Below are 12,365 nucleotides of genomic sequence, written 5' to 3' on the forward strand. Positions count from 1 at the left end.
TCAGACGTTCCGGAAGCGGTTGATGGCGTCGATGTGCTGGGCGCGCTTCTCGTGGTCGCGGACGCCCAGGCCCTCCTCGGGTGCCAGCGCGAGGACGCCGACCTTGCCCTGGTGGAGGTTGCGGTGCACGTCGTGGGCGGCCTGTCCGGTGTCCTCCAGGGAGTAGACCTTGGAGAGCGTCGGGTGGATCTTGCCCTTGGCGACGAGCCGGTTGGCCTCCCAGGCCTCGCGGTAGTTCGCGAAGTGCGAGCCGATGATCCGCTTCAGCGACATCCACAGGTAGCGGTTGTCGTACTCGTGCATGTAGCCCGAGGTCGACGCGCAGGTGGTGATGGTGCCGCCCTTGCGGGTGACGTAGACCGAGGCGCCGAAGGTCTCGCGGCCCGGGTGCTCGAAGACGATGTCGATGTCCTCGCCGCCGGTGAACTCGCGGATGCGCTTGCCGAAGCGCTTCCACTCCTTCGGGTCCTGGGTGGTCTCGTCCTTCCAGAACTTGTAGCCCTCGGCGCTGCGGTCGATGATCGCCTCGGCGCCCATCGAGCGGCAGATGTCCGCCTTCTGCTCGCTGGAGACGACACAGATCGGGTTGGCGCCGCCCGCGAGCGCGAACTGCGTGGCGTACGAGCCGAGTCCGCCGCTCGCGCCCCAGATCAGGACGTTGTCGCCCTGCTTCATGCCGGCGCCGTTGCGCGAGACCAGCTGCCGGTAGGCGGTGGAGTTCACCAGGCCGGGGGCCGCGGCCTCCTCCCAGCTCAGGTGGTCCGGCTTCGGCATGAGCTGGTTGGACTTGACGAGCGCGATCTCGGCGAGGCCGCCGAAGTTGGTCTCGAAGCCCCAGATGCGCTGCTCGGGGTCGAGCATCGTGTCGTTGTGGCCGTCCGAGGACTCCAGCTCGACCGACAGGCAGTGCGCGACGACCTCGTCGCCGGGCTTCCAGGAGTTGACTCCCGGGCCGGTGCGCAGGACGACGCCCGCGAGGTCCGAGCCGATGATGTGGTACGGCAGGTCGTGGCGCTTGCTGAGGTCGCTGAGCCGCCCGTAGCGCTCCAGGAAGTTGAAGGTCGACACCGGCTCGAAGATCGAGGTCCAGACCGAGTTGTAGTTCACCGAGGACGCCATCACCGCGACCAGGGCCTCGCCCGGGCCGAGTTCCGGCACCGGCACGTCGTCCAGGTGGATCGACTTGCGGGGGTCCTTGTCGCGGCTGCTGAGCCCGGCGAACATCTCCGCCTCGTCCTTGTGCACGGTGATCGCGCGGTAGGACTCGGGGAGCGGAAGAGCGGCGAAGTCGGCGGACGTGGCCGTCTGCGACTGAATCGCGTCCAGGATTTCCTTCACGGTGTTGCCTCCGGCGATACGCGTTCCGAGGGAGAACGCTGAGGGGTACGTCGGTGCTGCTGAGGGGTGTGCCGTCGGTCCGGCGGAGGTGGTGCTGTGGCAGCGCTGTGGTTGGCGCAGGAGGTTGCCTGTGACGCAGGCGTCCGGGCGCGCAGGCCATGTGGCTTGCGGGGACAGCCGGCGTACGCATGGTCTCTGCACGCCGGCCGCCCGGACTCCTTCAACGTATGGCACGCCGTGTCACCTGACAAGGCACGGAGTGCCAGAAGTTGCGCTCAGGTGAAATCTTTACGTAACACGTGAGCGATGATCGATCAGGTGGGCGGGCAAAACGTTCAAACCAGGGCACAAAAAACGCCGGACACGCTCGAAGTGAGCGTGTCCGGCGCTGGGTCGGAGAAAGGGGCCGTCCTCGGGCTGACGGCCGCTACGGCCGTTCCTTGAGGGCCTGCTCGATGGTGCGCATCACCTGGTCCAGCGGGGCGTCGACCCGGGCCACGGTCACCAGCACGTCCCCCTCGGTGAAGGACGAGGCGGGCGCCGTTCGCGGCGCGGTCTCCCGTCCCGCGCCGATCCCGCTGCCGAAGGTCTTGCGGACGATGGCGAAGGCGTGGTCCAGCTGGGACTCCACGTCGCCCTGGCCGCCGGCCCGCAGCCAGCGCCGCAGGACGTGGTTGTGGGCCGTGACCACCGCCGACGCGGCGACCTCCGCGAGCAGCGGATCGTCGTTGGCGTCGTCGTCGTGCGCGTGCTCGTCGAAGTGGCCGAGGAGGTAGCGGGTGAAGAGCCGCTCGTAGCGGGCCACCGAGGCGATCTCCGCCTCGCGCAGCGTCGGCACCTCGCGGGTCAGCTTGTAGCGGGAGACGGAGATCTCCGGCTGGGCCGCGTACATCCTCATGACTTCCTTGATGCCGCGGCACACGGTGTCGAGCGGGTGCTCGTGCGCCGGGGCCGCGTTGAGCACCGCCTCGGCCCGGATCAAGGTGTCGTCGTGATCGGGGAAGATCGCCTCTTCCTTGGAGCGGAAGTGGCGGAAGAAGGTGCGTCGGGCCACTCCGGCCCGGGCCGCGATCTCGTCGACGGTGGTCGCCTCGTACCCCTTGGCGGCGAACAGCTCCATGGCCGCGGCCGCCAGTTCCCGGCGCATCTTGAGGCGTTGGGCCGCCGCGCGACTGCCCGCGGCGCTCTCCGGCGCGTCGGGCGTGGCTGGCGTACGTGAGGACCTGGCGGGCTGGGACATGCCCCGAACGTACTGCATGTGCGCAGGAGAGCGCGCATGTCCGGGGATCCCCCCGCCCTGGAGGGGCGGGGGGTGTCCGGCGGGGCCCAGCAGTCCGCCCCAGTCGGCGTCCTCGGTGAGCCAGTCGCCCGTGCCCTCAGCGGCGGGCATATTCGCGGAAGCCGCGGCCCGTCTTGCGGCCGAGGCAGCCCGCGGCCACCAGGTGCTCCAGAAGCGGCGCGGGGGCGAGACCGGGGTCCCGGAACTCGCGGTGCAGGACCTTCTCGATGGCCAGCGAGACATCGAGCCCGACCACGTCGAGCAGCTCGAAGGGACCCATCGGGTAGCCGCCGCCCAGCTTCATCGCCGCGTCGATGTCGTCCAGCGAGGCGTAGTGCTCCTGCACCATCTTGATCGCGTTGTTCAGGTACGGGAACAGCAGCGCGTTCACGATGAAGCCGGCCCGGTCGCCGCAGTCCACCGGGTGCTTGCGGATCTTCGCGCAGACCTCGCGCACGGTGGCGTGCACGTCGTCCGCGGTCAGCACGGTCCGCACGACCTCGACCAGCTTCATCGCCGGGGCCGGGTTGAAGAAGTGCATGCCGATGACGTCCTGCGGGCGCGAGGTGGCGCGGGCGCAGGCGACGACGGGCAGCGAGGAGGTGGTGGTGGCGAGGATCGCGCCGGGCTTGCAGACCTTGTCGAACGTGCCGAAGAGCTGCTGCTTGACCTCCAGGTCCTCGGCGACCGCCTCCAGCGCCAGGTCCACGTCGGCGAAGTCGTCGTAGCTGCCGGTCGGCGTGATCAGGTCCAGGGTCTTCGCCGCCGCCTCGGCCGTCATCCGGCCCTTGTCGACGGAACGGGCCAGCGACTTGCCGATCCGGGCCTTGGCGGTCTGCGCCTTCTCCTCCGTACGGGCGGCGAGGACGACCTCGTACCCGGCCTTGGCGAAGACCTCGGCGATCCCGGAGGCCATGGTGCCGGAGCCGGCCACACCCACCGAGCGGACCGTGCGGCCCTGCGCCAGGACGGCGCCCTCCAGCGGCGTCAGCGCGTCCCGCACGACGGCGTCGCTGCCCGGGGCCTCGTACGAGTAGAAGCCGCGGCCGGACTTGCGCCCGGTCAGGCCCGCCTCGCTGAGCTGCTTGAGGATCGGAGCGGGGGCGTGCAGCCGGTCGCGCGACTCGGAGTACATCGCCTCAAGGACGGTCCGCGCGGTGTCCACGCCGATCAGGTCCAGCAGGGCGAGCGGCCCCATGGGCAGTCCGCAGCCGAGCTTCATCGCCGCGTCGATGTCCTCGCGGGAGGCGTACTTCGCCTCGTACATCGCGGCCGCCTGGTTGAGGTAGCCGAAGAGCAGCCCGTCGGCGACGAATCCGGGGCGGTCGCCCACCGCGACCGGCTCCTTGCCCAGTTCGACGGCCAGGTCGGTCACGGCGGTCACGGCCGTCGGCGCGGTCAGCACCGAGGAGACGACCTCGACCAGCTTCATCGCGGGCGCCGGGTTGAAGAAGTGCAGGCCGAGCACGCGCTCGGGGTGGGCCGAGTCGGCCGCGAGCCGGGTCACGGACAGCGCGTTGGTGCCCGTGGCGAGGATCGCCTCACGGCGCACGATGCCGTCGAGCGCCCGGAAGACCTGCTGCTTGATGTCGTACGACTCCGGGGTCACCTCGATGACGAGGTCGGCGTCGGCGGCGGCCGCGAGGTCGGTGAAGGTGCGGAAGCGGGCGAGGGCGTCGGTGCGCTCCGCGTCGCTCAGGTGCTCGCGTCGCACGGCGCGGGCGGTGGAGGCTTCGAGGGTGGCCACGGCCTGGGCGGCCGCGGCTTCGCTGATGTCGATGCCGATCACGTCACGGCCGGCCCGGACCAGGACCTCGGCGATGCCGGTGCCCATGGTGCCGAGGCCGACGACGGCGACGGTCTTCAGCGGGGACAGAGGGGTGTCGGACAGGGGAGTGGCCATCGCGGGACTCCAGAAATTGGTGACGACTGAGGAGCGCACGCGGGTACGCCGACAGGCGCACACCGTGCGGAGGTTGCGGGTGTTTCCGGGCTGACGAGCGCACACGCCCGGTGCCGTCCCGGGGCGCCGTCGAACGGGCGCCCATGGGCGGTGAAAGCCGACCGGCCCTGTCCCGGAGCCATGTCGTACTGAGAGGTACCTGAAGTACCGAACCGACTGCTCTCACGGCGGCTGCGTCACCAGGCCACCGAGAGGTGAAGACACGAGTGGGTAACTCGCTCGTCTGAGCTTAACCCGTCAGTAACGAGCGCGCCAGCCCCCCGACTTTGTGATGTACGTCCCCGCACCACACGGCCTTGCCTAAGCTCGGCCCCATGGACGAAGCGTTGCGATCACTCACGGAGCGTCTGCGCGCCGAGGCCGGGGCCGGATCCGCGGCGGCCTACGAACGTCTGGCGGGGACCGAGGACCCCACTGTGCTGGCGGCGGCGCTGACCGAGCCCGGACAGCCGCTCTGGGCGCGGGAGTTGGTCGCCTTCCGGCTCGGCACCGCGGGGGACCGGCGGGCCTTCGAGGCGCTCGTCCTGCTGCTCAACCACCGCGATCCGCAGCGCTGCGCGTCCGCCGCCCACGCCCTGGCCCGGCTCGGCGACCCGCGCACCGCCCGCGCCGCCGCGGCCCTGGCCACCAACGAACTGCGGGTCGCCTACGCGCTCCAGCCGGTACGGCTCCTGGTCGAACTGCGCGCGCCCGAGGCCGTACCCGCGCTGATCACCACCCTGGAGCGCAGGCTGCGCCCGCACGACCCGTACCGCAAGGTCGCCCTCGCGTGCGCGGAAGGTCTGGGCGTCCTGGGCGACACCCGCGCGCGGGGGGTCCTGAACGAGGCGCTGGCCCACCCCGCGCTCGCGGAGACGGCGGTGCGCGCGCTGAACCGGCTGACCGGGGACCGCCGGGTCTAGGGCCTTGGGTCCGGTCCCCCGCCCGTCAGGGCGCGGGTGTAGCGCACCTCGGGCACCGCGACCCCGTCCGCCTCGAAGGGCTCCTCGGCGCCGTCGGGACGGAAGCCGGCTCTCTCGTAGAAACGGCGGGCCCGGGTGTTCTCCTTGAGGACCCACAGCAGCATCCGTTCGTGCCCGGCCGCCGTGCAGCGGCGCACGGACTCCCGCAGCAGGGCCTGCCCGACTCCCCGGCCGAGCAGGTCGGGATGAACGTAGATCGCGTACAACTCGACGTCCCCTGGACGGACTTCGCCGTCCCGGTGCGGTCCGTGGCAGGCCCAGCCGGCCACGGACCCGTCCCGCTCCGCGACCAGGTTCACGACGCTGCCGTCGCCCCCTTCGAGCCTGTGGCGGCGGCGCTCGGCGTCCTCGGTGACGCTGAGCCCGTCCAGATACGTCTGCGGTATCAGGCCCTTGTACGCGCTCCGCCAGCCGCGCACCCGGATCTCGGCCACGCGGGCACAGTCGGCGAGGGTCATCTCACGGACCCGCGGCCCGTCGGGGACGGAGACGGTCGTCGGCTCGTTCATGGGTCCATGGTGGACCACGGGTCCGACAACGCCCCCGACGGGCGCCCGCGCTGGGGTCAGCCTCTGTAGCCGAGCAGTCCGTGCAGCGTCGAACCCCGCGAGGAGGAGGACGCGGCCTTCGCCGTCAGCGGCTTCGGGTCGGGCAGCGTCCGGCACACCGCGTCGGCCTCACCGCTGCCGCGCGGCACCGTGCCGTCGGTGAGATAGGCCGCCAGGTACTTGTCCAGGCAGGCGTTGCCGCTCAGCGTGATGCCGTGGTTGCCGCCGCCCTGCTCGACCACCAGGCTTGATCCGCGCAGCCGGTGATGGACGGTCACCCCTCCCTCGTAGGGCGTGGCCGCGTCGTCGGTCGCCTGGAAGAGCAGCGTCGGTGGCAGCCGGTGGTTGGAGATGTCCACGGGGCGGAGCGAGTCCGTGGGCCAGAACGCGCACGGCGCGTTGTACCAGGCGTTGTTCCAGGCCATGAACGGCGCCTTGTCGTACACCGCCCAGGTGTCCCGGCGCCACTGGCGCCAGTCGCGCGGCCAGGACGCGTCACGGCACTGGACCGCCGTGTAGACGCTGTAGCCGTTGTCCCCCGACGCGTCGACGGCGCCGAAGTTCTCGTACGCCTCGACGAGCGGGTCCGCGTTCTTGGCGTTCACGTAGGACGCGAACGCCTCCGCGAGATAGGGCCAGTAACCGTTGTAGTAGCCGCCCGGGATGAACGTGTCCTCCAGCTCGGAGGCGCCCACCTTCTTCTGCGCGGGGTTCTTGGCGAGGGCCGCGCGCATCGCGTACCACTTGGACTCGACCACGGACGGGTCGGTGCCGAGCTTGTAGGCGGCGTTGTTCTTGGCGACCCACGCCAGGAACGCCAGATGACGGTCGTTGAAGGCGTAGTCCTGGCCGATGTTGTCGTCGTACCAGACACCGTCGGGGTCGACGATGGAGTCGAGGACCAGCCTGCGAACCCGCTGCGGATAGAGCTTGGCGTACACGGCCCCCAGATAGGTGCCGTACGAGTACCCGAAGTAGTTGATCTTCTTGGCGCCCAGGGCGGCGCGGATCGCGTCCATGTCACGAACCGCGCTCACCGTGTCGAGGTACGGCAGCAGCTTCGCGTACTTCGTCCGGCAGGCCTCGGCGAAGTCCCTGGCGCGGACGAGGTTGGCCTGCTCGGCGGCCCGTGAGCTCGGCACGGTGTCGGGACGGACCGGCTTGAAGTGGCCCGGCTTGCAGTCCAGCGCGGGCCTGCTCGCGCCGACGCCGCGCGGGTCGAAGCCGATGACGTCGTACTGCGCCACCACGGTCTTGGGCAGCGCGGAGGCGACGAAGCCGGCCAGGGTGAGTCCGCTGCCGCCGGGCCCGCCGGGGTTCACCAGCAGCGGCCCCTGGAACGTCTTCGCGGTGTGCGGGACACGCGACAGGGCGAGGGTGATCCGCTCGCTGTAGGGGTTCGTGTGGTCGAGCGGCACCTTCAGGGAGGCGCACTGGAGTGTCGGATAGTCGCTGGTGCCGCACTTCTTCCAGACGGGTTTCGCGGTCCGGGTGGTGCGCGGTGCGGCGGCGGGGCCGGTGCTCGCGTCGGCGGGGATCGAGGTGATCATCCCGGCCAGCACGACGGCCGCCCCGCACAGAGCGGCTGCGCGTTTGTTCACAAGGCCTCCCAGGACGGAGGATTCTGAGCCGTGCACGCCACGGCCTTCGCCGTATCGTGCCGGGCGGTGGTCCCGGAGGAACGTGTTACGGCGAGACTCGACCCGATTGGATGGCGCGATGCGCTCGGATGCCGTCACGGGCGCGTCCGGGGGGACTTCGGGGTCCTGGGGGTTCGGGGATCCGGGGGAGGGCGTGCGGCGGGCCGTCGTGACGGTTCGTCATCGTCCTTCAGAGCAGTGTCAGCTGTGTCGGTCCGGGCGCGGGGGTGTCCGCGGGCTCGGGGACCGCGATCCGGCGCGGCATTCCCGCGCGCGTGGGACCGATGCCGTACTCCTGGGCCAGCTCGTGGACCTGACGGGTGATCCGGCGCTGGTACCACTTCGGGGCGTACGCGCCCTCCGCGTACAGCCGCTCGTAGCGCCGTACGAGATGCGGGTGGTGGTGTTCGAGCCAGGCCATGAACCACTCGCGGGCGCCGGGCCGCAGATGCAGCACCAGCGGGGTCACCGAGGTGGCTCCCGAGGCGGCGACGGCCCGTACGGTGGCGCGCAGCTGGGCGGGGTGGTCGCTCAGGAACGGGATCACGGGGGCCATCAGGACGCCGCAGCCGATGCCGTGGTCCGTCAGCGCCCTGACGACGTCCAGGCGGCGCTCCGGGGCCGGTGTGCCCGGCTCCACCGTGCGCCACAGCTCGGTGTCGGTGAAGCCCACGGACACCGATATCCCCACGTCGGTGACCTCGGACGCCTGCTTCAGAAGATCGAGGTCGCGCAGGATGAGCGTGCCCTTCGTCAGGATCGAGAAGGGGTTCGCGTGGTCGCGCAGGGCCGCGATGATGCCCGGCATGAGCCGGTAGCGGCCCTCGGCGCGCTGGTAGCAGTCGACGTTGGTGCCCATCGCGATGTGCTCGCCGAGCCAGCGGCGGGAGGCGAGCTGGCGGCGCAGCAGCTCGGGGGCGTTGACCTTCACCACGATCTGCGAGTCGAACCCGAGCCCTGTGTCGAGGTCCAGATAGCTGTGCGTCTTGCGGGCGAAGCAGTAGACGCAGGCGTGCGAGCAGCCTCTGTAGGGGTTGACCGTCCACTCGAACGGCATGCGGGAGGCCCCCGGCACCCGGTTGACGATCGACCGTGCCCGGATCTCGTGGAAGGTGATCCCCCTGAACTCGGGGGTGTCGAACGTCCTCGACGTGACCGCGTCCGCGCCGAACAGGGCGGCGTCCCGGACGGAGCTGTCGGCGGTGTCCGCTGTCAGGTTCTCCCAGCGCATGGCGTCTCCTAGGTAGCACTGAAGAGAGAATAGAACACATGTTCCCTTGATCGTGCGATCTGTTTCCCGTGTCGCCCCGCCGATGCCGCCCGAGCCCACGGGGACCCCGATTTGGGCGGCCGGGCCGCCGGGTGGTTGGCTGGCCGCACACCCCGAGGAACCGATTGCTGGAGGAAGTGCCATGGCGCAGGTCGAGGCCACGACGGAGCGGGTCATCGCGGCGGACGCGGAAACGGTGTTCGACGCCCTCGCCGACTACAACGGCACGCGGCCCAAGCTGCTGCCCGAGCACTTCAGCGAGTACGAGGTGCGCGAGGGCGGCGACGGCGAGGGCACCCTCGTCCACTGGAAGCTCCAGGCCACCAGCAAGCGCGTCCGCGACTGCCTGCTCGAGGTGAGCGAGCCCACCGACGGCGAGCTCGTCGAGAAGGACCGCAACTCCTCCATGGTCACCACCTGGCGTGTCACCCCGGCCGGCGAGGGCGCGTCGCGTGTCGTGGTCACCAGCGTCTGGAACGGCGCCGGCGGCGTCGGCGGCTTCTTCGAGCGGACCTTTGCGCCCAAGGGCCTCGGCCGCATCTACGACAGCCTGCTCGCCAACCTTGCGGCGCAGACCGAGAAGTGACCCTCGCTCCCACGTGAGTCCCCGGGAGGCCAGGTGTGGCCGCCGGAAGGTCACTTGACGGCGGCCCGTCGTCAAGAGGCCCCACCCGAGGGCGTGTTGTGCGCTCACCGTTTCGGGTGGATCCCCGATCTTTGCCACACTGTGCCGTAACTCGTCACGCTTGCCGGGAGTTGTCGCGATTGGCGGCAATTGCGCGGCGGGCGTGGCGAGGGGAGCGGATACGTGGGCGGGATCACTCTGGTGCAGGACGAACCGGCCCTCGCACCCCTGCCGGACACCGCCCCGGCGGCCACCGACCCCCTCCGTCCGACCCCGCGGCAGGTGCGCCTGATCTTCTGCGGGCTGATCCCGGCCCTGCTCCTCGCCGCCCTCGAGCAGATGATCGTGGCGACCGCGCTTCCGAAGATCGTCGGAGAGCTGCACGGCCTCGACAGGATGTCCTGGGCGATCACCGCCTATCTGCTCACCTCCACCGTCGGACTGCCCGTCTACGGCAAGCTCGGCGACCTCTACGGCCGCAAGGGCGTCTTCCAGTTCGCGATCGCCGTCTTCGTCGTCGGCTCCGCGCTCGCCGGACGCGCGCGGACCATGGACCAGCTGATCGCCTTCCGCGCGGTCCAGGGACTCGGCGCGGGCGGCCTCATGATCGGCGTGCAGGCGATCATCGCGGACATCGTGCCGCCGCGCAGGCGCGGCCGGTTCATGGGGCTCATCGGCGCCGCCTTCGGCCTCGCCTCGGTCGCGGGCCCCCTGCTGGGCGGCTACTTCACCGACCACCTGTCCTGGCGCTGGTGCTTCTACGTCAACGTGCCCTTCGGCCTGCTCACCCTGGCCGTCGTCACCGTCGTGCTGAAGCTGCCCAAGCCCGCGGTCCGCGGACGGGTCGACGTCCTCGGGGTACTGCTCCTGGCCGCCGCGTCGACCTGCCTGGTCCTGCTGACCAGTTGGGGCGGCACCGAGTACGCCTGGAACTCGCGGGTCGTCCTCGCCCTGGCGGCCGGAGCACTCGCCGCCACCGCGCTCTTCCTCGTCGTCGAGCGCTTCGCGGTCGAACCCCTCATCCCGCTGCGGCTGTTCAGGGACCCCGTCTTCGACGTCACCGCGCTCGTCGGCCTGGTCGTGGGAGCCGCGCTCTTCGGCGCCGCCGGCTACCTCCCGACCTTCCTCCAGATGGCCGACGGAGCCGGGGCCACGGAGTCGGGGCTCCTGATGCTCCCCATGATGGGCGGCATCGTCGTCGCCTCCATCGTCTCCGGGCAGCTCATCAGCCGTACCGGCCGCTACAAGGTCTTCCCGGTCCTCGGCTGCGCCCTCTCGGCCGCCGGCATGTGGCTCCTCTCCGGCCTCGACGCCGACACACCGAGGCTCCAGTACAGCGTCTGGATGGCCGTCCTCGGTGTCGGCATCGGCATGGTCATGCCGGTGCTGGTGGTCGCCGTGCAGAACTCCGTCCGGCCCGCCGACCTCGGCACCGCGACCAGCGCCAACAACTACTTCCGCCAGATCGGCGGCAGCGTCGGCGCCGCCGTCTTCGGCACGCTCTTCGCCCACCGGCTGGCCGACGCGCTCGCCGAACGCCTCCCCGCGCGCGCGGGCGGCGCGGCCCCGGACCCCGAGTCCATCACCCCGCACAGCGTCCACGCCATGCCCGCGGCCCTGCGCGACCGGTACATCGGCGCCTACGCCGACGCCATGCCGCGGATCTTCCTCTACCTCGTGCCGGTCCTCGTCCTCGGCCTGCTCATCGCCTGCTTCCTCAAGGAGAAACCGCCGGTGTCCCACGACGCATCCACCTCCGACCCGGACGCCGCACGGACGAACGAGCGCGTTCCGCAGGCCCGTTCGGGACACTCCGCCGGGATTCCCGTCTGCGGCACGGTGCAGCACCCGGACGGCACCGCCGTCGCGCGCGCCGCGCTCACCCTCATCGACATCGGGGGACAGCAGATCGGACGGGGCGCCAGCGCGGCGGACGGCCGGTACGCCCTGTCCACGCCCGGGTCGGGCTCGTACGTACTGATCGCCGCGGCCGGGGGTCACCAGCCGCAGGCCGTCTCGGTCACGGTCGGCGAGCGGCCCGTGGAACTCGACGTCGTGCTGGGCGGCGCGGGGCTGCTCACCGGCAGCGTGCTCACCGCGGACGGCACCCCCGTGCGCGAGGCCACCGTCACCCTCACCAACGCGCACGGCGAGGTGGTGGCCACCACCCGCAGCGGACGCGAGGGCGGATACGTCATCACGGACCTGGTGGCCGGCGAGTACACCCTCGCCGCCGGCGCGCCCGCGTTCCGCCCGGCCGCGCTCCCGGTGATGGTCCAGGCGGCCCGCGAGACCCGCCAGGACGTCGAACTCGCCGGTGGCGCCGTGCTGCGCGGCACGGTCCGCGCGGGCGGCGGGCGGCCCGTTGAGGACGCCCGCGTGACGCTGCTGGACGCGGCCGGGAACGTGGTCGACACCCTCACCACCGGCCCGGACGGGACCTTCCGGTTCATCGACCTGTCGTCCGGCGAGTACACCGTCATCGCGGCGGGTTATCCGCCCGTCGCCACCGTCCTCCAGGTCGCGGGCGGCGACCGCACCGAACGCGACCTGCAAGTGGGGCACGAGGACTGAGGCGTTCAGGGGGCGGGGCGCGAGGAACGAGGCTGTCGGGGAGTGGGGCGCGAGCCGGTCCGGGGGCGGGGCGCAGGGACCGACGCGGTCCCGGAGCAGGGCGCGTGGACCGGGGTGACCGGGTGGCCCGCGCGCCGGAGGCGCCCCCGTCGCGTTCAATTCCCGT

At 71.2% G+C, this 12,365-nt stretch carries 9 protein-coding genes; 3 read left to right on the plus strand and 6 right to left on the minus strand.

What is annotated here, in order from left to right:
• The 3 genes from ccrA to WJM95_RS27105 all read right to left on the minus strand — a co-directional run bounded on the left by ccrA (position 1) and on the right by WJM95_RS27105 (position 4,520).
• Positions 1-1,338, minus strand: a complete 1,338-nt coding sequence (gene ccrA / locus WJM95_RS27095) for a crotonyl-CoA carboxylase/reductase (protein WP_339132412.1) — start codon at positions 1,336-1,338, stop codon at positions 1-3.
• 427 nt (positions 1,339-1,765) lie between these two features.
• Positions 1,766-2,578 carry a TetR family transcriptional regulator gene (locus WJM95_RS27100; protein ID WP_339132413.1) on the minus strand — a complete coding sequence of 271 codons (813 nt, stop codon included), beginning with the start codon at positions 2,576-2,578 and terminating at the stop codon, positions 1,766-1,768.
• A gap of 136 nt (positions 2,579-2,714) precedes the next feature.
• Positions 2,715-4,520, minus strand: a complete 1,806-nt coding sequence (locus WJM95_RS27105; protein WP_339132414.1) for a 3-hydroxyacyl-CoA dehydrogenase family protein — start codon at positions 4,518-4,520, stop codon at positions 2,715-2,717.
• Positions 4,521-4,894: 374 nt separating this feature from the next.
• On the opposite strand from WJM95_RS27105, the gene WJM95_RS27110 reads away from it, so the two are divergent.
• Positions 4,895-5,482, plus strand: a complete 588-nt coding sequence (locus WJM95_RS27110; RefSeq protein ID WP_339132415.1) for an adenylosuccinate lyase — start codon at positions 4,895-4,897, stop codon at positions 5,480-5,482.
• Here WJM95_RS27110 and WJM95_RS27115 read toward each other — a convergent pair.
• The 3 genes from WJM95_RS27115 to WJM95_RS27125 form a co-directional block, all read right to left on the minus strand.
• The gene (locus WJM95_RS27115) at positions 5,479-6,051 is read right to left on the minus strand and encodes a GNAT family N-acetyltransferase (RefSeq protein WP_339132416.1); all 573 of its coding nucleotides are present in this window, start codon (positions 6,049-6,051) and stop codon (positions 5,479-5,481) included. The two genes, WJM95_RS27110 and WJM95_RS27115, sit on opposite strands and share 4 nt — an antisense overlap.
• Positions 6,052-6,107: 56 nt before the next feature.
• A complete protein-coding gene (locus WJM95_RS27120) occupies positions 6,108-7,691 on the minus strand; it encodes an alpha/beta hydrolase (protein ID WP_339132417.1) in 1,584 nt (527 codons plus the stop codon).
• A gap of 229 nt (positions 7,692-7,920) precedes the next feature.
• The gene (locus WJM95_RS27125; protein ID WP_339132418.1) at positions 7,921-8,961 is read right to left on the minus strand and encodes an Rv2578c family radical SAM protein; all 1,041 of its coding nucleotides are present in this window, start codon (positions 8,959-8,961) and stop codon (positions 7,921-7,923) included.
• A 181-nt stretch (positions 8,962-9,142) separates the two neighbouring features.
• Here WJM95_RS27125 and WJM95_RS27130 point away from each other — a divergent pair, with 181 nt between their 5' ends.
• Positions 9,143-9,586, plus strand: coding sequence for an SRPBCC family protein (locus WJM95_RS27130; protein WP_339132419.1), 444 nt, complete (start codon positions 9,143-9,145; stop codon positions 9,584-9,586).
• Positions 9,587-9,808: 222 nt separating this feature from the next.
• Positions 9,809-12,199 carry an MFS transporter gene (locus WJM95_RS27135; protein ID WP_339132420.1) on the plus strand — a complete coding sequence of 797 codons (2,391 nt, stop codon included), beginning with the start codon at positions 9,809-9,811 and terminating at the stop codon, positions 12,197-12,199.
• Positions 12,200-12,365 lie beyond the last annotated feature (166 nt).

The organism is Streptomyces sp. f51 (assembly GCF_037940415.1).
Taxonomy (GTDB): Bacteria; Actinomycetota; Actinomycetes; order Streptomycetales; family Streptomycetaceae; genus Streptomyces.